This is a genomic window from Paraburkholderia kururiensis (assembly GCF_034424375.1).
In the GTDB taxonomy this organism is placed as follows: Bacteria; Pseudomonadota; Gammaproteobacteria; order Burkholderiales; family Burkholderiaceae; genus Paraburkholderia; species Paraburkholderia kururiensis_A.
In genome coordinates, this window is record NZ_CP139965.1 from 2,998,952 (window position 1) to 3,021,959 (window position 23,008).

The window sequence follows — 23,008 nt, forward strand, 5'->3', positions numbered from 1 at the left end:
GCAGGTTTGCGTAGCTCTAGTACATGATGACGAAATCGGTAGAACCAGCATCCTGAAACCTGTCTTCCGTGCCGGCCACGTAGCTCGAGCCGTTGATTTGCTCAGGACAAGGATGCGCGGATCTCGTCAAGGCTGCGGGCGTGCTTCGGCAACTGCCCACAAGCAAGCCGGATACATGCATGCAGACCATTTCCAATCATCGTCAAGAGCTTGCAAAGCGCGTCGGGTCCATACATGCACGGAAGCCTGACCCACGATTTGCATTGAATTCTGACCCACCCCTTGGACCAGCCTTGCGGGTTATGCGGTGGGTATCTGGGTCTTCTTTCGCTCCTTCTTTGGCTGTGTTGTGCTGTTTCTGAAACGATAGCTATCGTTGCCTGTTTCTACAATGTGGCAGTGGTGTGTGAGCCGGTCGAGCAGCGCGGTGGTCATCTTTGCATCGCCAAACACACTGGCCCATTCGGCGAAGCTCAGGTTGGTGGTGATGATGATGCTGGTGCGCTCGTAGAGCTTGCTGAGCAGATGGAACAGCAGCGCCCCGCCGGTCTGGCTGAACGGCAGGTAGCCGAGTTCGTCCAGCACCACGAGGTCGGCATACATGAGCCGTGTGGCCAGTTGCCCGGGCTTGCCGCCCAGCTTCTCCTGCTCGAGGGCGTTGACCAGTTCGATGGTGGAGAAGAAGCGCACGCGGCGGCGATGATGTTCGAGCGCCTGCACACCGATGGCCGTTGCCAGATGGGTCTTGCCCGTACCGGGCCCACCCACCAGCACGATGTTGTGCGCCGAGTCGATGAAGTCGCACTGGTACAGCTGGCGCACCAGCGCCTCGTCGGCATCGCTGCAGCTGAAGTCGAACCCGCCCATGTCGCGGTACGCCGGGAAGCGTGCCACCTTCATCTGGTACGCGAGGGAACGCACTTCGCGCTCGGCAATCTCCGCCTTGAGCAGCCCGGCCAGCACCAGCGAAGCCGCCTTGTACGCCGGCGAGTCCTGCGCTGCGAGTTCGCCCAGCGCCTGGGCCATGCCGTGCAGCTTCAGTGACTTGAGCATCTGCATCATGGCCTCAGGCTGCATGGCTGTCCTCCCGGCCACGCAGGCGGTCGTAGCGGCCGACGTTGGCCTGTGGCTCGACCTTCAGTGCGAAGGCCTGCGGCGTCTGCAGCGGCGGCACAGGCGGGCTGTCGAGCAGGCGGCTGAGGATGTTCAGTACCGTCTGCTTGTTCGGCACACCCGCCTCAAGCGCCCGCTCAACTGCGGTGAGCACCATCTGTTCGTCGTGCAGCAGCACCAGCGCCAGGATCTCGACCATCTCGCGGTCGCCGCCCGGGTGCCTGAGCAGCACGCCCTGCAGCCTGCGCAAGGCCTCCGGAAACTCGGCGAACGGTGCGCCATTGCGCAGTGCGCCCGGTTTGCGCTGCAGGACGGCCAGGTAGTGACGCCAGTCGTAGACCGTCTCGCCGCGGTCATGGCTGCGGTTGATACGCCGCCCGTGCTCGGCGATCACCTGCCCCTCGGCAACGAACACCAGCCTTGCGGCATACACACGCAGGCTGATGGGCCGGTTGGCGAACGACGCCGGCACGCTGTAGCGGTTGCGTTCGAAGTTCACCAGGCAGGTGGGCGAAACGCGTTTGACATGTTCGACGAAGCCATCGAACGGCTGGCCCACCGGCATCAGGTGGGGCCGCTCGGCCGACCACGCATCCCAGACCGTCATGTCCTGCTCCGGGTGCCGCGTCTGCTGCCACAGCAGTACGCACTGGTCGGCCAGCCAGTCGTTCAGCGCATCCAGTGAACCGAACGCCGGCACCTTCTGCCAGAGGCGGTGGCGGCTGTCCTGGACATTCTTCTCGATCTGCCCTTTCTCCCAGCCCGAGGCCACGTTACAGAACTCGGCATCAAACAGGTAGTGGCTCACCATCGCGCTGAAGCGCGCGTTGACCTCGCGCACCTTGCCGGGACGCACCCGGTCAACGGCAGTCTTCATGTTGTCGTAGATGCCGCGGCGTGGAATGCCGCCCCAGGCGACGAACGCATGATGATGCGCATCGAACAGCATCTCGTGGGTCTGCAGCAGGTAGGCGCGCAGGAAGAAGGCCCGGCTGTGGCTGAGCTTGAGCTGCGCGACCTGCAGCTTGACACGCTCGCCGTTGATCACCGCCCAGTCCTCGCTCCAGTCGAACTGGAATGCCTCGCCAGGGGCAAAGCGCAGCGGCACAAACGTTCCGCGTCCCGTGGTCTTCGCCTGCTCGTGCTGTTCCTGCCGCCACCGCCGGGCAAACGCCGCCACGCGGTCATAGGAGCCCGTGAAGCCAAGCGCGCACAGATCCGCGTGTATCTGCCTGAGCGTCCTGCGCTGCTTGCGCGGCCGGTTCGCCTCGGTCTTGAGCCAGCCTGCGAGCTTCGCGGCAAACCCGTCGAGTTTGCTGGGGCTGTGGCGCTCGGGATAGGCCGGCAGAACCGTGCCGGCCCGGATGTAACGCCTGACCGTGTTTCTGGACACGCCCAGCCGTCTGGAAATCTCGCGCAACGAGACCTGATCGCGAAAGTGCCAGCGTCGGATGATGCTCAATATAGCCACGTCGATCACTCCGTTCCCCTGCCCGTTGCCGAGCAGGTCAGTGTTCTACGTGGGTCAATATTCGATGCAAATTACTGCCCTGGCCGGGTCAGGTTTCCGTGCAAATCAACAGGCTCTCATCTCCGACCGGGACGAACTGGACCGGTACGCGCGCATCGGCGTCCCGCTGCGTCTGTCGTTCGGCATGTTTCGCGGCGCCCGGCTGGTGCCGTCGCTCAACGAAGCGATCGCCTCGTATGTCCCGCCTCCTCCGCCGCCGGCCGTCGTCACGCTCGACAGCATGTCGCTGTTCGACAGCGGCAAGGCACAGCTCAGGCCCGGTTCGACGCGCGCCATGGTCGGCGCACTGGAGATGATCAAGGCACACCCGGACAAGCGGATTCTCGTCGCCGGCTACACCGACAACGTCGGCACACCGAAGAGCAATCTGAATCTGTCGGCAGCACGCGCAGAGGCTGTGCGCGACTGGCTGATCGAGGCATCGGGCATTCCCGCTACACAGTTCGCCATCCAGGGCTATGGCGACACACGTCCGGTCGCAACCAACGATACGCCCGAGGGGCGCGCAAGAAACCGGCGCGTGGAAATCACGCTGATCCCCGACACAGCGAAAAACGCGCCATCACCGGAAGCACCGGGGAGTTAGCGCTTTAGTCCCCGAAGCGGTCTGCTTCGGGATTCCAATGCCCGGTCGCAGGCTCCGGGCGATTGTCGTAGTAAGTAGTGCGTAATAAGGAGTTAAGCAATGGCAATTCCGGCCTACATGTGGCTCAAGGACGACGGCGGTGCCGACATCAAGGGTTCGGTGACGGTGCAGGGCCGCGAGGGTAGCGTCGAGCTCGTCGCATTCAATCACGGCGTGCATATCCCGACCGACGGCAACACCGGCAAGCTGACCGGCACGCGCGTCCACAAGCCCATCACCCTGACGAAGGAAACTGACGCATCCACGCCGTACCTGTACAAAGCCGTGACCAGTGGTCAGACGCTCAAGTCGGTCGAGATCAAGTGGTACAAGATCGACGACGCTGGCAAGGAGAAGGAGTACTTCAACACGAAGCTCGACAACGTCAAGATCGTCGCAGTCAATCCGGTGATGTACGACATCAAGAACCCGGACTACGAGAAGCACAACCATCTGGAAAACGTCGAACTGCGCTACGAGACCATCACGTGGTCGTACAAGGACGGCAACATCATCCACAAGGACACCTGGAACGAGCGTTCCTGATATCCGCGGCGTGTGCCGGGACCGGCCTTCGCAGCCGGTCCCGTTTTGCCGGTCCGTTTGCCTGACAGTCAGGTTTGCGGGCTGGTCTTTCTTTACCCGGAGTCGCACAGCTAGCTGAACGCTGAGGCCTCCTTTCCATCCGACCACCCCGTCATGACCCTCCGCGATACGACCCACCTCCTCCGCCGGCTCAATCCCCACTGCGCGAAGACACTGGAGGCCGCTGCCAGCCTCTGTCAGGGACGCCTCGCGGGCGAGATCTTCGTCGAGCACTGGCTGCTGAAGTTTCTCGAGGAAGGCGACGGCGACATTCCCGCCATCCTCAACCACTACGGGGTGGACATCGATTTCGTATGGGAGGCGCTGCTCGACACCATCGGTCACCTGCCGCGCAACCTCAGGGGCAGACCAGCGCTTTCCGTCCAGCTCGCCACGGTGCTGCAAGCCGCGTGGGTTCGCGCGTCCGACGAAGACGAGGACAGCCTGATCCGCTCGGGACACCTGTTGCAGGCAATTGTCGATACGCCGCACGCGCTGCGCGCGCAGAAAGCCTGGCCGCTGCTGTCCGTGAGCAGCGCGCAGATCGGACGGCTGCTGCCGCGTCTTGGTCACCTGTCATGCGAGGACAGTCTCGAAGACGAGGAGCCGGAAGCAGAAGAAGCTGAGGCTGGTCCCACCACCGATATCCCACCGGCCGCAGGCGCTGGCGATGCCGCACAGGCACCGCCATCCCGTCGCAGCACCGAAGGCGAAGCCCTCGCCCGCTTCGCCATCGACCTGACGGAGAAGGCCCGCAACGGCCAGATCGATCCCGTCTTCGGACGCGACCGCGAGATCCAGCAGATGGTCGACGTGCTCGCGCGCCGCCGCAAGAACAACCCGATCCTCGTCGGCGAGCCGGGTGTCGGCAAGACCGCGCTGGTGGAAGGGCTCGCGCTGCGCGTGGCCGAAGGCAACGTGCCCAACGTGATCCGCGACGTGCACATTCTCACGCTGGACCTCGGCCTGCTGCAGGCCGGTGCCGGCGTGAAGGGCGAGTTCGAACAGCGTCTGAAGAACGTGATCGACGAGGTGCAGGCGTCGGCGGTGCCGGTCCTGCTCTTCATCGACGAAGCCCATACGCTGATCGGCGCAGGCAATGCTGCCGGCGGCGCCGACGCGGCGAACCTGCTCAAGCCCGCGCTCGCGCGCGGCGAGCTTCGCACCATCGCAGCCACCACGTGGTCCGAATACAAGGAATTCTTCGAACGCGACGCCGCGCTCGAACGGCGCTTTCAGGTCATCAAGGTCGACGAGCCCGACGACGACGCCGCCTGCCTGATGCTGCGCGGTCTCAGGAGCCGTTACGCGACATACCACGCCGTGCACATCCGCGACGACGCACTCGTCGCCGCGGTGAAGCTCTCGCGCCGCTACATTCCCGCGCGGCAACTGCCCGACAAGGCCGTCGACCTGATCGACACTGCCGCGGCGCGCGTGCGCATGGGGCTGGAATCGCCACCCGCCGAACTGCAGCGGGCACGCGCCGCCGTGGCGGCGCTGGAACTGGAACGCGCCACGCTTGATAACGACGCACGCGCCGGTATCGGCGATGGCGCGGCGCGTCGCACTACGCTCGATAGCGCACTGGAACAGGCACGAACCGAACTGGAACAGCTGCAGGCCCGCTACGACGGCGAACTGAAACTGGTCAAGACGCTGCTGGAACAACGTGGCATCGACCCGGCCGCGCGCGATGAAGCGTCGCTCGCACAATCCCGCGAGACACTCTTCCAGGCGCAAGGCAAGACGCCGCTCGTCTTCGCGGACGTCGACGCGCAGGCCGTCGCGCGCGTGGTGGCCGAATGGACCGGCGTGCCGGTGGGCGACCTCGTGGAAGACGAACTGCAGAGTCTGCTCACGCTCGAAGCGCAGTTGGCCAGACGCGTGGTGGCACAGGACGACGCGCTGACCGCACTTGCCGAAAGCCTGCGCACCGCGAAGGCAGGCCTCCGCAGCGAGCACGCGCCGCTCGGCGTGTTTCTGCTGGCCGGACCGTCGGGTGTCGGCAAGACCGAGACGGCGCTGGCGCTCGCCGACCTGCTGTTCGGCGGCGAAGCCGCCCTCACGACCGTCAACATGTCCGAGTACCAGGAAGCCCACACGGTCTCGCAGCTCAAGGGCTCACCGCCCGGCTACGTCGGCTATGGCCGCGGCGGCGTCCTCACGGAAGCGGTGCGCCAACGGCCCTACAGCGTCGTGCTGCTCGACGAGGTCGAGAAGGCACATCGCGACGTGCTCGACATGTTCTATCAGGTGTTCGACCGCGGCACGATGCGCGACGGCGAAGGTCGCGAGATCGACTTCCGCAACTGCGTGATCCTGATGACCTCCAACCTAGGCAGCGCACAGATCGACGGGGCGACGGCCGACAATCCGGAAATTGCGCACGCCGCCCTGCTCGACGCGATTCATCCCGAACTCGTCGCGCACTTCCAGCCGGCGCTGCTCGCGCGTTTCCAGACGCTCGTCTACCGGCCGCTCGATGTCGCGGCGCTGGCCTCCATCGTGCGCCTGAAGCTCGCGAAGGTCGCCGACCGCCTGCACCGCCAGCACGGCGTCGAACTGACGTGCGACGAATCGCTTGTCGGCGCGATGGCAGAACTGTGCCTGGCGCGCGAGTCCGGCGCACGCAATGTCGATGCGTTCCTCAACCAGCGCATCCTGCCGACGGTATCGCGCGAGTTGCTCGCGCGCATGGCGGGCGGCACGGCGCCGGCAAAGATCGCGCTCTCGAGTTCGGCCGAAGGCAACCTCACGATCGATTTCGTTGACGAGGCCAACGTTGCGCAAACCAACGCCGCGCCCACATCCGTAACCGCCTGAGGGCCCCACACGATGCCGGCCGGTCCCTCCCTCTACGACATGCTGCTCGGGCAGATCGGCGGCGAGCCGCTGGCCGCATATGACGACCGCACGCTCGAATGCATGAGCGTGCAGCAGAACGTGCAGCGCATTCTCAACACGCGCGCGGGCGCCCTCAAGCATCTGCCTGATTACGGCCTGCCGGACCTCACCAACATCTACAAGGCCCTGCCCGCCTCCTCGCACATGCTCAAGCAGCAGATGGAGGCAACGCTGCTGAAGTACGAGCCGCGCATCCGGTCCATCGACGTCGACATCATCGAAAACAACGACCCAGGCGTGCTGGTGAGCTTCGAGCTGACGTGTCATCTCAGGAAGGCTGGACTCGTGCGCTTCGGCACGTATTTCGAGCCGCCGGGACGCATGCGTCTGAAGCGGCGCGAACAGGAGCGCACGTAATGCAATTACGGAACAGCAGTAACGAGCGATTTCTGATGTCGCGCAATTCGGGCGCGCAACTGACCAATATGACTGTGGCGAACAGGTAGCACGCCGGTCGTCACGTGCAACGCTTCTTCGCGTCGTTCGTGCTTCTCTTTGTAGCGGGATTCGCTCGCGCAGAATACCGGGAACAGTGGTTGAGTCCCGCAGAACTCAAGCAGGAGGCGCAAAAACACCCAGCAACCACGCCCCGCTCCAGCCAACCTCTGCGTCGTTCCGAGGCTCGCGAGAAGCGTACGGTGCAGCGTGTCCGCCGCGGCGAACGGGCGGCGTCAGCCACGGACCCCATCGCCGCATTCACGCGCGACACGCGGTGAGCCTTTGACATCAGGAAATGCGCTTGAAGAACATGCCGACGAATACCGGCCAACATGCAGATTTCCGCGCGGATGAGGGGTCAGGGAGCTCACTACCGTAACGGAACATGCACACCGTTTTGTATTCGGCGGTTGTGGCTTTTTTGCAAACGCATTTACGAAGCACACGCACAGGTTGATGGCCTCCAACGATCAACGGCGGACGCAACACAGCCCCGTGCCCGAGCCCTGGCTGGACACCTTGGGTTAAGGGTATAGCCATCGACACCCATACGGCCAATCTCACAGCGCTTTCTCGAATTTAGCGTTGACTCGTTTATGCAGACGGCCGCAATTTCGTCGCCGGCATGGAACAACGGGGTGCAGCGGCGCCCTAACGCAGCACCTTCGTGACAAGCACGGCGAGCCCGCTACCCGCCCTTTCGTCCGCGGTGGGGAGCTGCTTTCAACTGGCGGAGGGCCACTGGCACATCACTCACGGCTGGCTCCATTTACGCCGTTATCTTTGTCCCGCCCAATTGCCCACCACTTTCTCGGCGCTCGACGCCTTCGCAGCGTTGCAATGCCGTCGGATGGAAAGTCTCCGCCATCGCCTCGCGAAAACTTGAATACGAGATGAACGGACCGGATGGACGTTTGACGCGTCCTCGCACGCGGTCCTGGCCGGATTGCTCTCGTGACTACCGATTGAGGATACGCATATGGCATAGCACGAAGTTAACTGTCGTCAACAACTGCCCGCAGTGGCGTGACGTGGCAAATCCCTGTTGCCCGCACAGAGATTCGCCGCACCAGGACAGCGCCGAGCCCGGCATCGGTGCCCGGTTTATTCAGCCTTCGTCGGCACGGCTTCAGCCGTCGGCGACGAAGCCTCCTTTGGGGGCGCCTCTTCCTTGATTTCATACGACGGGTCGCACACCCAGCGACCCAGGTCCTTGCTGATCGCAACGGTCGTCCGGTCGAGTATCGAGCAGGTGCCCTTGAACGCTCCCCACATTCCGCCAACAGACCAGCGGTTGATTTTGGTATGACGGGCAACCTTGCCGTCTTCGATCAGGTCTGCAGAGACAGTCATGGCCTTGGGGCCGCTCCATGCGCCACCGCCGACGCCCAGTACGTGGGTAATCTGCAACCTGAGGACCTTTGCGTCGCCCGCATCGGCTTGTGATGCGAGGGTGCCGTCGCCTGTCCTGTTGATCTTGCGAAGTGTGTCGCCGACGTGGCGTGCCAGCATGTCTTCGAGATGGCATTCGTCTTTCACCTGCTGAACGACACTGGCATCCGGTGCGTAGGTGACCGGGGTTTCGAGCAGAACCTGGCTGGCCGCAAAAGCAGAGCCGGTCGAGAGGCACAAGCCAATGAGAGATATTGAGCGCTTCATCGCGTAATGGGTTGAGGTTGAAAAGGACTGCTTTGGAATTAAATGTTCGGGTGCGTGAGGGTATCAGAATTTCCGTGTTCGAGGCGGGTTGAGAATCACACGGACGGTCGAACGAATCGATCCGGGTAGAGGATAGCGAATTGGTTCATGGCCGCTTTCCAATTTTTTGCTGCGCGTTCCCAATCGGCGGTGATATTGCGCAGCTGCCGTCATTGCCCAGCTTTTCGGATCGAGCCATAGCAGCAAGACGCCGTTCACGAACGTGACGGGCTGCGCGGGGCCGGCGCTGGCGTTTGGAGAACCACTTCGCGCGATGCACCACGCGAGCCACAAGAGATAGACGGGGTCGATGGCCTTCACGGTTGTCTGCAGCACAGGGATTGCGAACAGCAGCTTGCCGGAAAATTGCCTTTAACCTCTGAAAAGCCGAGCGCGAGACAATGGACTATCTCGGTGAGCGGCATACCCATCCGGAAACTGTTCCTACACCATCGTCAATCGACACCTGGGAATGGCGAAAGATTTGCACGAAAAAAGCGAATCCATGATGCTTCTGATTCCAGGTACTCGCAACGTGCTGTGGGTCGGAGGGACGACGTTGCGAACTGCGCGAGAAACTTCCGAAATGCCGAGGGAAAGTAGAGCCGAATAGCGGACGAATGCTCACCGCAATGGTGAAACCGCAGGATGCCACCTCGAAGTGAAACATCGAAATCAACCGGAAGCCACGCAACCCGCCCTCACCGCGCGCGACGTACCCCACCAGACTAAGGCCGCCATCAGTGACAGTGCAACGACGATGCCCAGAATCACCGTCATGGCCGTCTCAAACGCATTCACCATCGAGATCAGCGTGCCGAAAATCGCCACCCCTAACGCCGATCCACTTTGGCGCGCCGAGTTCAGCACCGCCGCCGCGACACCGGCGCGGCCTTTGTCGACGGTACCCAGCGCCGGCGATGTCGCCGCTGGCGAAATGAATCCGGATGCCATACCTATCGCGAGCAGGGGAACCACAGCCAGGGCGTAAGGCGAATTCGCGGTCGAGAACATCATCCCGATCGCACCTGCCGCATAGAAGCCGAACGCGATACACATCGACGGCATGCTGCCCAGGCGCTTCACGAGCCGGCTCGAAAGAAGTCCGCCCACCGCCACCATACCGGTCATGGGCAGAAAGGCGAGGCCCGTATCGAGCGCGGAGTAGCCGCGCAAGTGCTGGTAGTAAAGACTGAACGTGAACAGCATGCCGTAAAAGACGAATGCCGACGCCATCGACACAAATGTCGAACCTGCAAATAACGCGTTGCGAAAGAATTGCAGCGGCAACATCGGATTGCGCGCCCTCGCCTCGACAACGAAGAACACAGCCCACGCGACGCCGCTTGTCACCGCACCAGCGCGAATCGGAGCAGATCGCCATCCGAGCACCGGTCCTTCGATCAGTACGGCAATTAGCGTACCCAACGCGACAATCACGGCCAACTGGCCCCACAGATCGAAATGCCGCTTGCGCGAAGGCGCAGTGCGATCGACCAGCAGCGTTAGCCACAGGCCGATAACCCCAATGGGTACGTTGATAAAAAAGATGCTGCGCCAACCGGCCAGATGGATCAGCAACCCGCCGGCAAGCGGACCCGACGCCATCGCGACACCGCCGCAACCCATCCACACGCTGACGGCCGCGGCACGTTCGGAGGGAGCGGGATAGGCATCGTTGATGAGCGCAAGCGAACACGGCACGAGCATCGCGCTCCCGATACCCTGCAGTGCACGTGCGATCGTCAACGTACCGAGGTCCGGTGCAAGCCCACACACTGCCGATGCGAGCGTGAAAATCGCAAGTCCTGCCAAATAAACGTTGCGGGCACCCAGGCGGTCGCCAAGCGTGCCGCCGGTCATCAAGAGACTGGCGAAACTCAGCGTATAGGCATTGATGATCCACTGCAGCCCCGCCACGTTGCTGCCTAGCGTATGACCGATCCGTTCCAGAGCGACATTCACGATCGATGCATCGAGTAGCACGACCGTGTAGCTGATACTGGTTGCGGCCAGCACGCGTTGCGCGGCGCCGCGGGTCGATACGAGCTCAGCCATGGTTCACACGCGCTCCCGGTTGCGGGTTGGCCGCGTTCGCTGCCGCCATCAACGACTGAAATCCCACCCATCCCCAGTAAACCCGGTGATGGGCGATAAGCCCATCCGCAAGGTCCATCACTTCGACGAGATCGACCTGATTCCCAGATGGCGTCTCACGCGGATATTCCCAGGTGAGCTGGCGACCATTAGAGAAGAACACGCCGTTTCTATACCAGCGGCCCAGACTGTTCTGGAGCTTACGCAATCCGGCATCGAAAAAATCGCTAATCTGGGGTTTTCCGCGAAGAACGCCATCGGTTTTATCAGGACAAACCACGACGATCAATGGGGTTTCTAGAATGGCGTCCTCCGCATACAGTGCCATCAGCCCGTCGAGATCGCGGCTCACGATAGCCTGATGCCATTTTTCGTAAATATTGAGAACAGCCGCATCGCAATTTGTGTTCATGGTATGGGATGTGCCGGTGAGAAGTTACTGGCAGCTTAGTGGCAAAAATATTTGAGATGCTTCGATGCGCATCGAAACATGATCGTGTCTGCTCAGCCAGCATCCTCTCTGACGACTCAAGGTGATCGCTATGTGCCAGGACCATAATGTTGCGAATGTCGCATTTTTGATTGCGGATCCCGCCCGCGCCGCCATGTTGATGTTTTTGCTGGACGGTCAGGCTCGCCCCGCCGGTGAATTTGCCCGTGTCGCCGGCATCACGGCGCAAACGGCAAGCTCGCACCTGAGCAAGCTGCTCAAAGGCGGCCTGTTAGTCGCGGAAAACGATGGGCCGCCATCGCAATTACCGGCTCGGCGGAAGCGAAGTTGCGGCCGTGCTCGAAAACCTAGCGGCAGTACGCCCGGCCGAACCCGCGTGCCCGAGACGACTGAGCCGGACCGCGCAGGAATTGCGTCTCGCGCGATGCTGTTTCGACATGGCCGCCACGAGGTCGTACTGGATCTCCTCGTCCGCGACATTCGAGTCGTCGCGGCAGTCGATGCTCGATAATCGATGGGGAGCCTGCAATGAAACCCGGCAGCATCGGCACCGATGAACCGCTCGAACCGGCGACGGGTTCGGCGAGTCGTAATGCGCCCGTTACGTTTGAATCCAGTCGACGTACCGCTGAAGAGCCCCTCTTCAGCGGCTAGCCGGAACGCCATGGCTCTCGCATCGTCCGTTGAGACACGCTCGAGTTCGTCGGCGATGCCATCATGCCAAAGCGGCACGACATAGCCCGCACCGATCCCGTCTATCTTGTGCGCCCCGATTGGGCCACCCGACAGCACGGCAGATTCTGCCGGCTCGACCCCGGCAACTGGTCTGCTCCCAGATCTCGTCGGCCGTCCTGGTACAGGCGTTGAGCTGATCGGTGTTTTCCATCTGGGCAGTGATGTATGCGCGCGTCTCGCCGTCAATCCGATGCGCTTCGCGAAGCATGGCCGAACGCGGGAGCCCACGATCAGCTATCTGGATGCTTGAACGCTTTCGGCAATGGTAGGGAGCGCCTAACGTTACGTCAGTTTGACGAAGCAAGCTTCATGATCCGTTCCGCCCGTAGCACGACCGGCCGGTCCACCATGCTTCCATCTGTCATCAGTGCGACGCCCTTCCCGTCCTGCGCCGCATCAAGCACACATCGCGCCCACGCTATGTCGCTTTCCGATGGCGCATAACCCTCGTTCACCGTGGCCACCTGCTTCGGGTGAATGCAGAGCTTGCCGAAGAACCCAAATCGCTTTCCGTTGCGGGTGTCGCGTTCGAGTTGCAACGCGTCGTGCACCGCGACCGTTACGCCATCGACAGGAGCATCGATACCGGCCACACGCGAGACTTTCGTGAGCTCGGCCCGAAAGCCGTTGAGTTCCTCGTTGTCCACGTCCATCTGCATATCGAGCATGAAGTCGAGCGTGCCGAACATGAGCTGACGCACGCATGGCGCGTTCGCAATTTCAAGTGCGTTGCACATGCCCTTCGCACTTTCAATGAGCGGGAAGACAGCCGTTTGCTGCCCCACTGCGCAGACGAGAGCGGCTACGTCGGCGGAACATTCCGTTTTCGGCAGCACGAGCCCCGCGATTCCCGGCAGACGGCTCAACTGTGCGTCTTCGTCGAACCACGGCGTGCCACGGGCATTGACACGGACATATACCACGCGGTCTTCTCGCGCCCAGGTAGCGACAGAATCGCGGGCCGATATCTTGTCCGCCGCGGCAACCGCGTCTTCCAGATCGATGATTACCGCGTCGGCGCCGCTCTTCATCGCACGATCGAAGCGTTCCGGCCTGCTTCCTGGTACAAAGAGATAGGAGCGGTGTTTCCCAGCGCCATGTTCTGTCATGTCGTTCCTTATGGTCCGTGTGCACGGTGGTCGTGTGCACCGTCGCAGACATTCACCCTCTGTTCGCGCGCAAACGCAAAAGCGCCAGCACGCTGTCGATGGTCGGTGTGCCAAGTCCGGCGATGTCGCGCATGGCTTCGATCGAATCGGCGAGCGGCTGATATTCGAGCGGACGTCCTCGCTCGAGATCCTGCAGCATCGACATCTTGTGATGAGGTGCCGAGCGCGCCGCAGCCAGCCGTTCTTCAACCGCAATGGGCGGCGGCCCGCCCAGCGCGCACGCCACGGCATCGGCTTCCTGCATCATGCGGCGCACGACGTCCACGACGCCTGGGCTCGCCGCCAGCTCGCCCCACGTTGCGAGCGTCAACGCCGCTACCGGATTCCAGCACAAGCTGCTGATCATCTTGGTCCATAGCCAGCTACGGATGTTGTCGACTACAGGCGATTCGAAGCCCGCGGCGCACATCGCCTCCGACAGACGCCGCACACGCGCCGATACAGAACCGTCCGGCTCGCCGAGTGGCAGCTTTGCGTAGCTACCGTCCTGATGAACGGCGCCCGGCGCGACGACTTGTGCCGCGACGCGAAACACACAACCGAGTACACGCTGCGGCGGGATAGCACGCCATAGCGTGCCACCGGGATCGAGCCGGTCGATGCGGCGATTGCCATGCGCGCCCGGCTGCCCGTAGAAGTACCAATAAGGAATGCCGGTGGTCGGTGGAATGAGCGAAGTATTTTCGCCGATGAGCGGCTCGATGGAATTCACCACATCCAGCAGTTGATGCTGCTTCAGCGCAAGGAACACGTAGTCCTGTACGTCGAGCGACGCGGGGTTGTCCGTTGCCTTCACATGTGCCGTGACCTCGCCCGAGGCGTCGACAATGTGTATGCCCTGCCGGCTGATTGCATCCAGTTGTTCGCCGCGCGCAACGACGCTGACCTCGATACCCGAAACGCAAGCGAGGCGCCCGGCGATCAGACTGCCGATAGCTCCGGCTCCATAGACACACACCTTCATCGCGCGACTTCTCCCGAGATGCGCTTCAGCGCTTCGCGCGGACTCTCCTCGTGGCTCGGCGCACGGCCCTCGGCAATGGCGAGCAGGTCCACATCACGCGTCTCGGGTCCGGCCCATGCGCTGAAGAGAAACAGCAGTCCACCGACGCATTCGAGCACCAGCGGTGTGTACTCGTACGGCATGAACTTCTGCAAGCCCAGCAGCCAGAAGCTGTAGAGGCCCGGCACGATCACGCTCAGGTAGTAAGCAAGCGAATAGCCGGTGGAACGCATCCGCGTCGGAAAGCATTCGTTCAGGTACGTGATGACGACGCCGAGCGACCCGCTTGCGACAATCATCAAGACGGATATCGCGACACCCATGCCTGCGGCGTCGTGCGCCCCTTTGCCGTATTCGACGATCGTGTGATAGAGAAAAGGCGACAGCGTGATCGCGACACCGAAGATCATCAACATCCGCCGTCGCCCGATCTTTTGACTGAGCACGCCGAACGCGACCACCGCAATCATCACCGCCACGTTCGCAACGATCGCCCATTTCGTGAAGATGGAAGCCGGCACGTGCAGATAGCCCATCATCAGGGAAGGCAGCAGCGAGAGTGCCATCTGGTTGCTGAACCAGTAGCCGGTCATCATCAGAAAGAGAATGCCCGCCTTGCGCACGTGCGCGCGATTGCCCAGAAGCTCGCCGAGCGGTTGCTTTTTGGCGCGCGTGCCGTGCAGGCCCTTGAACTCCAGCTCCGGCACCTTCGCGTAATAAAACAGATAGACCACCCCGAACAACACGCCGGCCAGAAAAGGCAGGCGCCATCCCCACGCGCTGTACTGCGCTCTGGAGATGAAGAGCAGCAGCACGAACTGGATGGCGTTGATGGCGATCACCGAAAACACGGCCGATGCGGCCATCAGCCCGCCGACAAGCCCGCGCATCGGGATGGGCGAACGTTCGAGCGCGAGCGGCAGTGCAGACGCATAACCGCCGCCGAGAAAAATGCCGTCCAGAAACCGCAGCAGAATGAAGAGCACCACCGCCCCATAGCCCCACTGTGCATAGCCGGGCATGATCGACAGCACGAACGTGACGAAGGTAAATCCGGCCGAAACCAGCATGGCGATCTTCTTACGTCCGTACTTGTCGCTGAGATGTCCGAATATCAAACCGCCCAGCGGACGACCGAGCAGCGTGGCGGTGAAGATCAGCGTGCTGACCGTGACCTGAATCGACTCGGGCAGCGATTTCGGTATGAAATAGCCGATGATTGCCGGCAGGATGAATGCCGGAAGATAGATGTCGAACGTGTCGATGAACATCATGAACGCTCCACCGAACATGGAACGTTTCGCCGCCGGCGAGAGGCTCGCGGCTGTCGGCTGATTCATGGCAATGTCTCCTCGATTGGATTTCCCGGCGCGGCATCGCAACGGCGCGCGCCGCTTAAGTCAGCGGAACGTCAGCCGAACGTCGCGTCGGCCTGCATGGATACGCTGCCGTCCGGCAGTGCCGTCCAGACCGTTGCATCGCTGCCGCTCGCGTGTGCATTGATCGTGAGCACGGTGCCGAGCACGCTCGGCTGCATGCCGCGGTAGCGGAACGTCGTGAGCGATCTACCCGCAACCTCTTCGGTGTACATCGCCAGAAGCGTCGCGTGCAGCGGGCCGTGAATCACGAGGTTGCTGTAGCCCTCCACCTCGCGGCAATAGTCGACGTCGTAATGAATACGGTGGCCGTTGAACGTCAGCGCCGAATAGCGGAACAAGGTGGTCGACGTGGGTTCGAAGCGCCTGCTGTGCTGCGCCGCGGGCATGGCCGGCGCGGCCGAAGGCGGGCGCGAACCGGGCGGCGCCGGTTCCTTGTAGACGATATCGTGATGCTCGCTGATTGCGATGCGGCCCTCATGTAGCACGTCATGCCGCACGGTCACGAACACCAGTTCACCGCTGCGCCCCTGCTTGTGTTCGACAGAGACGATCCGCGAACGCTTCTCGACGCTCGCGCCCAACGGCAGCGGTGCGAGAAACTCGAGCCGGCCGCCTGCCCACATGCGATTGGGCAGCGGCACGGGCGGCAGGAAGCCGCCGCGTGCTGGATGACCGTCGCGCCCGAGCTCCGATGGCGGGGAGCCGCTCAGGAAGTAGATCCAGTGCCATAGCGGCGGCAGCGGCGCGCCGTCGACCAGCGCGGCGGGATCGAGGCCCAGCGTGGCGGCCATCAGGTGCGCATGACGAATCGACAACGTATCGACGTCCGACGTCTGCCTGCCGACCCATTGCTTCAGATGCGCCATATCCACACGACTCATGACGGTTCTCCTATCGCTACGTCCGCGAACTCCTCGCGTAGTGCGGCTCCCTGCTGATTCAGCCGCGGTGCCGGCATGAACCGCTGTGCATCCCACGGCGCACGCACAGCTGGCGCGATCAGTTCGAGTTCGCAGTCGCCCACCTGCATCGGCCACGTACGAAGAGCCGGGTGCTTCGCCATTTCCGCAACGGAGCGCACCTGTGCGAATGCCGTATTGGCTTCGGCAAGCCGATGCAGCACTTGCTCGACATCCAGCAACGCAAACGCCCCGGCGATCACCGCATCGAGCGCGGCGCCGTTGCACACGCGCGCATTGTTCGTCGCGAAGCGTTCGTCGTTCGCGACATCGGGCTCGCGCAAAAAGACGGCGCAAAACTGTTGCCACTCGCGCTCGTTCTGGATGCTGATCACGATGTCGCGGCCATCGCGCGTCGTGTAGGCACCATAGGGCGCAATCGAGGGATGCCGCACGCCCTGCCGTGTCGGCGCGCCCTTTCCATACATTTCGTGGACGTACGGAATCGTCATCCAGTCGGCAGCGCCATCGAAAAGCGATACCGCGAGGCCCGTGCCCGCCCCCGTTCGTTCACGCAGCGCCAATGCGGAAAGGACTGCGATCGTGGCGTTCATGCCCGCGCCGATATCGCAGATCGACACGCCGATGCGTCCGTAACCTTCGGGCGTGCCCGTGATCGACACGAGCCCGCTCTCGCATTGCACCAGCATGTCGTAGGCCTTGAGCGCGCTCGCGTCACCTTCGCCGTAACCGGTGATGTCGCACGTGATGAGACGCGGGTTGCTCCTGCGCAGCGCTGCGCTGTCGAGGCCGGCACGTGCGAGCGCGCCCGGCGCGAGGTTCTGGACAAAGACGTCCGCTTTCGAAACGATGCGTTTGAGCAATGCCGCATCTTCCGCTTGCTTGAAGTCGAGTACGAGCGACTCCTTGCCTCGATTGGTCCAGACGAAGTACGACGACTCGCCGTTCGCCGCGTCGTCGTAGCCGCGCGCGAAGTCGCCCTCCGCGCGTTCGATCTTGATGACACGCGCGCCCATTTCAGCGAGCCGGCCGGTGCACAGCGGCGCGGCCAGCGCCTGCTCTATGGAGACCACCAGAAGCCCTTCCAGTGGTTTCGTGTTCGTCTGCTTTGCCGCCGATGCGGACATGTGATCTCTCCTTGCCTTGCTTTCTGTGAGTCAGGTCGCGTCGCTGCCATGCGCGGGCACGATGTGCTGCATCAAACCGGACACCGCGTGCACGTTCTCCAGATCCATCAGTGCGTCGACCGCGGCATCGATCTGCGCCGGCGTCAACACGCGTCGCGCGTTGTGCCTGAATTTGCCGATCAGCGCAGCATCGTCCATTTCGAACCCGGGACGGGGCGTGCCGGACGCGAATGTTGTCTCGTCGGTGTACGTGCGGCCATTCGCGGTCACTTCGATGCGACCGAGACTCATCAAGCGATCCGCGAGCGGCCGGCGCGTGTATTCCGGGTGTACTTCACACGTCACCTTGTCCATGAACGCGAGAATTTTCGCGTCGTGCATCGTGGCCTCGTCCTGCCACTCCGGGCCGATCGTTACCCCGTGCGCGGCGACCGCGAAGTTGTACGCCGCGCTGAACTGGGCGTCGATTGCGCTGAGAATGATGCGGTTTTGCAGATGCGGTTTTTCGCAGTATTGCGGGCCGAACACACGAATGCTGTCGATGTCGTCCGGCGTGAATCCATGCAGCCCCACCATGCGGTAGAACAGGTCGAGACTCGAGTGCAGCACGCGACAGCACGGATAAGGCTTGTATTGCTGTTCAGCAAAGAGCCACTCGTCGTGCAGACCCGGCAGCACGCGTTCCGGCATCCAGGTATCGCTTCCCGTGAAGCGCCACAGGCCGCTCACGCCGTCGAACAGCGTCTCGTCGCCGAGGTAGCCCATTTCGGCGAGATAACAGGCGACGATGGCGCCGGTGCCCTGCCATCCCGGCGTGCCGTACTTCACCATCGACATGGGCACGCTGTACGACAGCTTGCCGTGCGTCGGCACCTGCGTGTAATGCCCTGCGAGGCCAAGCGCGTGCGTCATCCGTTGCGTGTCGAGCGCGAGCAAGCGCCCGACACCCGCTGCAGCACCGACGTTGAACCGTGAGCCGCCGTACGGTGTCGTCCATTCGTAGCGCTGCGCGTCGGGGCCTTCGGCGAACACCTGGATCATCGGCGACATGCCGCGCGTAACGCGCATCGCCACTTCGTGCGACAGCACCGTCGCGAGGATCAGGTCTTTGCCCGAAGCGTTGCGCTGCTCGGCAATCGCCATCACGGGCGGTACGACGTAGGGCGACACGTGGCCGCCGGGAATCACGAGCGCGTCGTAATCCATCGCGTTGATGAGTTCGCCGTTCGCGAGCACCGCGTTGCAGGACGACACCTTGCCTGCTACACCGATGATGGACGCCTCGGCCGGACCGCCAAGCCGTTGGGACAACGCAATGCACAGCCGCCCCTTCTCCGACGATATCGACGCGAGCGCGCAGCCGATCGAATCGAGCAGCACACGTTTCGCTTCATGCACGATCGCATGCGGCAGGTCGTCGTACGCAGCCTCGGCGGCGAAGCGCGACAGCGCCTTCAGCACATCAGTCATAACCGTTCCTTCAAAAGTGCGTCTCTTGTAGCGGTTCAAAATGCCACGACAAGCCCAGTTGAGACGCCCAGCGGATGACGCTGCGTCGTCTTCGTGCCATAGCCGAGCACCTGGTTTCCGGAGAGCGTGGTTCTATCGATTTCGCCATACAGGTAGGTGGTTTTCGACAAGGACCAGGTCGCCGCGAACATCAGCAGATCTTTTTTGCCACTGGTCCCGGAAGCGGCGCCCGCCGCCCGCGCGATCGGCGTGTCGACCAGGGTGCGAAACCAGCCGCCCGCCAGATTGAAGAATGGAGACACAGTCCAGTTTGCGCCGAACCAGCCGACCCGCACACGTGTGTCGCCTTGCGCCGGTGTCAACGGCAGTCCGGCGACGACGTTGTTGAGCGCTCCGGCAAGGCGCTCGTCGTTGTAGCCGGCTGACACCCGTACAGGTCCGAATCTGTACGCGGCGCCGGCAGTCCACGAGCGATCCGCATAGGTGGGCGTGTTCGCGTTGACGGTGGGCTCGCCGGCAACGGCCGGCGGCCCCGCAACCGCTGGCGCACCGGTGAAGACGCCGCCTGTCGTCGCGATCTTGCGAGTGGTATACGAGCCCGCTATCACTAACGGCCCTGACTTGTACGCAAGCGATCCCGCAGTCGCCGTATTCGCCGTAACGGCGCCCGCGACGTTGCCGAACGCGTGTTCGGCCCGCACGGTGATCGGCCCGAACACGCCGGTGTATTGCACATCGTTGTGGAAACGCACGCCGGCGGTCACTTGCGAGACGCTGCTGCCGGGGACGATGGCGCTGACCGGATCGATGGTCGGATAACGATAGTTGAATGGATCGTAGTCGTAGCTCGTGCGCCAGCCCACGCTGTAGTTCTGGCCAAGGTCGATCGTTCCCCAGCGCACGTGCGAGATTCCGACAATCGCCAACCGCTGGAACAACGCCCGGTTGCCTGTGATGGGCGAGCCGGTTGTCGATTCGAGCGCGCCGTTGCCGGCGTTCCAGCCCGTTTCGAGGTTGAAGTGCGCGCTCAACCCGCCGCCCAGTTCTTCGACGCCCTTGAAGCCGAGCCGATTCGGCGTCGATGTGCCGTTCGAGCCCATGCTTACCGAACTTTGGCCCGCAGCGTTCGCCTCATGAAGGTAGCGCAGGCCTGCATCGTATATTCCATAGATCGTCATGCTCGACTCCGCATGAGCGGCGGCCGCGAATATCCCTAGCGCACCGGCCGCTATCTGTCTCTTCCTCATTCATGTCTCCAGGATAGATTTTTTTGTTGTGATTTCCCGCGGCTCAATTGGCCGTCAGTCGCCAGCCGTGCGGGTACGGCGCATTTCGCATGTCAGCCGGTATGCGCCAGCTCGGGTTCGTGCCTGGACTCTCGGTGCGTTGCCTTAAGACCCCAGGAAGGCAGATCTCCCCCGCCGCGCAAAACACGGTGCTCGCGCTCGCCAAGGCGTTGCCAAGGGCCTGCGGAACGGCATCGAAGAAGCGGTCGGCAAACACCGCGATGAGGGTCGGCGCGACGGCCAATCCTGTTACGCCAACCCAGGAAAAATGCAGTCCGCTCACCTTGCCGGATCGGCTGAATCAAAAGCGGCAGCGCTGTGCGGTTGATGAATGCGACCGCATTGATGACGTACAACATCGCTGCCATCCACCCATGCCTGCGCGTAGGCGCAGTCGAATCCGTTTGCACGTTCGTCTCCATCTGTTTTGTCTTGCGGGCGTCGTTGCGGCGTCCGTCAGGGTTGACCCGTCAGCCTGCTCGATCAACCGCATCGCGGACGATGGCGTTGAAGCGCGTCGGGGCTTCGAGCTTCAACATGTGTGCACAGTCTTCGAACACGTGAAGCCGGATTCCGGGGGCGGCTTCGCACAACGGCAATGCATGTTGTTCGACCGGAGCCAGGGTGTCGCGCGCACCGGCGAGCATGTCGATCGGGCATCGGATATCGCCGACGAGAGAAGGCGTATGCATAGAGAACAGCATTCGAACCGCCTGTGCCCATCCGCATGGCGTCACCGCATCGCGCAGTTGAGCCACCCGTTCCCGTACTTGCGACGGCACATCGGCCGGGAGCAGGCGAGCAACCACTGCCGCGCGCGACGCTTCATCAGGTGTCCTACCCGAATCGAGCATGCGTGCGAGCGCTTCTTCCTTTGCCGTGCCTTCCAAACGGCCACGCGCCGTATTGGGTGCCGCGAGCACGAGCCGCGCGAGCCGATGCGGGTAGCGCGCAGCGAACGCCATCGCGATCACGCTTCCCCACGAGCTGCCGACCAACGCGGCCATGCGCGTGCACTGCAACCGGTCGAGCAGACTCAGAAGCACGTCGGCGTAGTCGTCGGCGTGAGGCTCCGCCATGGCGAGCGGCGTACTGGCGCCAAAGCCCGGCGCATTCCAGGCAATGACGCGAAACCGGTGGCACAGACCCGCGAGCTGCGCGCGGTAGCCTGCCGAGTTCGAGCCGATGCCGTGCAGGCACACGATCACCGGCGCGTCAGCCGGCCCGCTTGCGCGCAGTTCGACATAACCGCGTTCCGTCGCATAACGGTTAGAGTCGATCTCGACGCGCATCGCTGGCGGAAGGTCGGCCTCGAGCAAGGCGAGATCGGCAGAAGAGAGGTTGGCCATCGCATCAACCCTCGGCGGCATGTGTAAGATCCGGCGACTCCGTTTGACCGACGTAGCCCAGCCGACGCGACAGATCGGCTGCGGTCGAGCGCAGCGCGCGGGCAAACGGGCTGTCGAATTCCGGCTCGAAGCGCGCCGCGTCGCCTACCGCCGTTATCGCGAGCACCGCTGTGCCATCCGCGCCGCGCACCGGTGCGCTCAATGCGTGGATGATCGTGTGCGCGCCGTAGAACGCTCCGGGCGTACGCCTCGCGAGCCCGTGCAGGCGCACGCTTGCCAGTTCGTCGGCCCACGCCTGCGGCGTGGCCGGCCAGTCCACTTCGCCCGCCGAAGCGGCAATCAGTTCGGCGCCGACAAAGCGGTTCGTCGCCTCCGGCGGTAGATAAGCCGCGAGCGCAACGCCCGTCGCCGTGGACATCACGGGCAGCGTGAGTCCGACCGGCAGTTGCGGGCTGACGGGCTCCGACGACGGCTCCCACGCGACGATAGTCGGCCCGTGATTGCCCCATACGGCGAGCGCGAGCGTCTGATCGAAGTCTTTCGCGAGACGCGCCATGGCGCGCGCGCCGACACGCATCGCGTGCAACTGTGACTGCACGGTCGTCGAGATGCCTGGCGGCGGCTTGCCAAAATCGTGCGGATCGGCGACCAGATACTGACCTCCGCCGAACACTAGCGGCTTGCGGGCCGTGCGGCGGAACGCCTCGATCTCCCCGACGAAAATCACGTGATCGCCGCCCGGCAGCCGCGACACGACGCTGCACTCCAACCATGCGCAACAGCCGCGCAACAGTGCCACCCCGCCCCTGCCGCTGTCGGTCTCGACGTTTGCGAACTTGTCGATGCCCGATGACGCGAAGCGGTTCGACAACTCGATCTGGTCCTCGGCAAGAATGTTGATCGCGAAGCGCGGCGCTTCGAGAAAGACCGGATGACTCGGCGACTTCGTCGCCTGACTCCACAGCACCAGCGGCGGATCGAGCGATACCGAGCTGAACGAATTGGCTGTCACGCCATAGCGCTTGCCCTCGGCGTCGGCGGTCGTGACCACCGTGACACCCGTCACGAAGGAGCCGAGCACCTGGCGCAGTTCCTTCGCATCGAACCGGCTCGTATCGCTCATGG

At 62.9% G+C, this 23,008-nt stretch carries 20 protein-coding genes and 1 pseudogene; 6 read left to right on the forward strand and 15 right to left on the reverse strand.

The window, feature by feature from the left end:
• Positions 1 to 300: 300 nt before the first annotated feature.
• Both istB and istA read right to left on the reverse strand, forming a co-directional pair.
• Entirely contained in the window at positions 301 to 1,077 is a 777-nt protein-coding gene (istB, locus tag U0042_RS13285) for an IS21-like element helper ATPase IstB (RefSeq protein ID WP_327204976.1), read from the reverse strand.
• Positions 1,067 to 2,593, reverse strand: coding sequence for an IS21 family transposase (gene istA, locus U0042_RS13290; RefSeq protein WP_327204975.1), 1,527 nt, complete (start codon positions 2,591 to 2,593; stop codon positions 1,067 to 1,069). Before istA ends, istB begins: the two co-directional genes overlap by 11 nt.
• 100 nt (positions 2,594 to 2,693) lie before the next feature.
• Between istA and U0042_RS13295 the strand changes: the two are divergent.
• The 4 genes and pseudogenes from U0042_RS13295 to tssE form a co-directional block, all read left to right on the forward strand.
• Positions 2,694 to 3,230, forward strand: a pseudogene (locus tag U0042_RS13295) (OmpA family protein); the annotation flags it as partial.
• Positions 3,231 to 3,329: 99 nt separating this feature from the next.
• Positions 3,330 to 3,815 carry an Hcp family type VI secretion system effector gene (locus tag U0042_RS13300; protein ID WP_012733890.1) on the forward strand — a complete coding sequence of 162 codons (486 nt, stop codon included), beginning with the start codon at positions 3,330 to 3,332 and terminating at the stop codon, positions 3,813 to 3,815.
• Positions 3,816 to 3,968: 153 nt separating this feature from the next.
• Entirely contained in the window at positions 3,969 to 6,680 is a 2,712-nt protein-coding gene (gene tssH, locus U0042_RS13305; RefSeq protein ID WP_114810378.1) for a type VI secretion system ATPase TssH, read from the forward strand.
• Between the two features lie 12 nt (positions 6,681 to 6,692).
• Positions 6,693 to 7,118 carry a type VI secretion system baseplate subunit TssE gene (gene tssE / locus U0042_RS13310; protein ID WP_114810377.1) on the forward strand — a complete coding sequence of 142 codons (426 nt, stop codon included), beginning with the start codon at positions 6,693 to 6,695 and terminating at the stop codon, positions 7,116 to 7,118.
• 1,185 nt (positions 7,119 to 8,303) lie between these two features.
• Here the strand turns inward: tssE and U0042_RS13315 are convergent.
• Positions 8,304 to 8,858 carry a hypothetical protein gene (locus U0042_RS13315; protein WP_114810376.1) on the reverse strand — a complete coding sequence of 185 codons (555 nt, stop codon included), beginning with the start codon at positions 8,856 to 8,858 and terminating at the stop codon, positions 8,304 to 8,306.
• A 63-nt stretch (positions 8,859 to 8,921) separates the two neighbouring features.
• Entirely contained in the window at positions 8,922 to 9,218 is a 297-nt protein-coding gene (locus U0042_RS13320; protein WP_198665266.1) for a hypothetical protein, read from the reverse strand.
• An 80-nt stretch (positions 9,219 to 9,298) separates the two neighbouring features.
• Between U0042_RS13320 and U0042_RS29960 the strand changes: the two genes are divergently transcribed.
• Positions 9,299 to 9,406 carry a hypothetical protein gene (locus tag U0042_RS29960; RefSeq protein ID WP_419150514.1) on the forward strand — a complete coding sequence of 36 codons (108 nt, stop codon included), beginning with the start codon at positions 9,299 to 9,301 and terminating at the stop codon, positions 9,404 to 9,406.
• Between the two features lie 166 nt (positions 9,407 to 9,572).
• On the opposite strand, the gene U0042_RS13325 is transcribed toward U0042_RS29960, so the two are convergent.
• Together U0042_RS13325 and U0042_RS13330 are read right to left on the reverse strand one after the other, a co-directional pair.
• Positions 9,573 to 10,955: an MFS transporter gene (locus U0042_RS13325; protein ID WP_114810375.1), complete on the reverse strand. Its 1,383-nt coding sequence runs from the start codon at positions 10,953 to 10,955 to the stop codon at positions 9,573 to 9,575.
• Complete coding sequence (locus U0042_RS13330) at positions 10,948 to 11,406, reverse strand: nuclear transport factor 2 family protein (RefSeq protein ID WP_114810374.1); 459 nt, start codon at positions 11,404 to 11,406, stop codon at positions 10,948 to 10,950. The genes U0042_RS13325 and U0042_RS13330 overlap by 8 nt, the downstream gene beginning before the upstream one ends.
• A 130-nt stretch (positions 11,407 to 11,536) precedes the next feature.
• Here U0042_RS13330 and U0042_RS13335 point away from each other — a divergent pair, with 130 nt between their 5' ends.
• Positions 11,537 to 11,956, forward strand: coding sequence for a helix-turn-helix domain-containing protein (locus U0042_RS13335; RefSeq protein WP_232833309.1), 420 nt, complete (start codon positions 11,537 to 11,539; stop codon positions 11,954 to 11,956).
• 511 nt (positions 11,957 to 12,467) lie between these two features.
• Here U0042_RS13335 and U0042_RS13340 read toward each other — a convergent pair.
• The 9 genes from U0042_RS13340 to U0042_RS13380 form a co-directional block, all read right to left on the reverse strand.
• Entirely contained in the window at positions 12,468 to 13,289 is an 822-nt protein-coding gene (locus U0042_RS13340) for an HpcH/HpaI aldolase/citrate lyase family protein (RefSeq protein ID WP_114810373.1), read from the reverse strand.
• Between the two features lie 52 nt (positions 13,290 to 13,341).
• Positions 13,342 to 14,313 (reverse strand): ketopantoate reductase family protein, encoded by a 972-nt coding sequence (locus tag U0042_RS13345; RefSeq protein ID WP_114810372.1) that lies wholly within the window; start codon positions 14,311 to 14,313, stop codon positions 13,342 to 13,344.
• Positions 14,310 to 15,692 carry an MFS transporter gene (locus U0042_RS13350; protein ID WP_114810371.1) on the reverse strand — a complete coding sequence of 461 codons (1,383 nt, stop codon included), beginning with the start codon at positions 15,690 to 15,692 and terminating at the stop codon, positions 14,310 to 14,312. Before U0042_RS13350 ends, U0042_RS13345 begins: the two co-directional genes overlap by 4 nt.
• A gap of 71 nt (positions 15,693 to 15,763) precedes the next feature.
• Positions 15,764 to 16,612: an FAS1-like dehydratase domain-containing protein gene (locus U0042_RS13355; protein WP_114810370.1), complete on the reverse strand. Its 849-nt coding sequence runs from the start codon at positions 16,610 to 16,612 to the stop codon at positions 15,764 to 15,766.
• The gene (locus U0042_RS13360) at positions 16,609 to 17,778 is read right to left on the reverse strand and encodes a CaiB/BaiF CoA transferase family protein (RefSeq protein ID WP_114810369.1); all 1,170 of its coding nucleotides are present in this window, start codon (positions 17,776 to 17,778) and stop codon (positions 16,609 to 16,611) included. Before U0042_RS13360 ends, U0042_RS13355 begins: the two co-directional genes overlap by 4 nt.
• A 30-nt stretch (positions 17,779 to 17,808) precedes the next feature.
• On the reverse strand, positions 17,809 to 19,248 hold the full coding sequence (locus tag U0042_RS13365; protein ID WP_114810368.1) for an MmgE/PrpD family protein: 1,440 nt from the start codon (positions 19,246 to 19,248) through the stop codon (positions 17,809 to 17,811).
• Positions 19,249 to 19,283: 35 nt separating this feature from the next.
• Complete coding sequence (locus U0042_RS13370) at positions 19,284 to 20,495, reverse strand: porin (protein WP_114810367.1); 1,212 nt, start codon at positions 20,493 to 20,495, stop codon at positions 19,284 to 19,286.
• 509 nt (positions 20,496 to 21,004) lie between these two features.
• A complete protein-coding gene (locus U0042_RS13375; protein WP_157977802.1) occupies positions 21,005 to 21,883 on the reverse strand; it encodes an alpha/beta fold hydrolase in 879 nt (292 codons plus the stop codon).
• A gap of 4 nt (positions 21,884 to 21,887) precedes the next feature.
• Positions 21,888 to 23,006 carry a flavin reductase gene (locus U0042_RS13380; protein WP_198665265.1) on the reverse strand — a complete coding sequence of 373 codons (1,119 nt, stop codon included), beginning with the start codon at positions 23,004 to 23,006 and terminating at the stop codon, positions 21,888 to 21,890.
• Between the last annotated feature and the right edge of the window lie 2 nt (positions 23,007 to 23,008).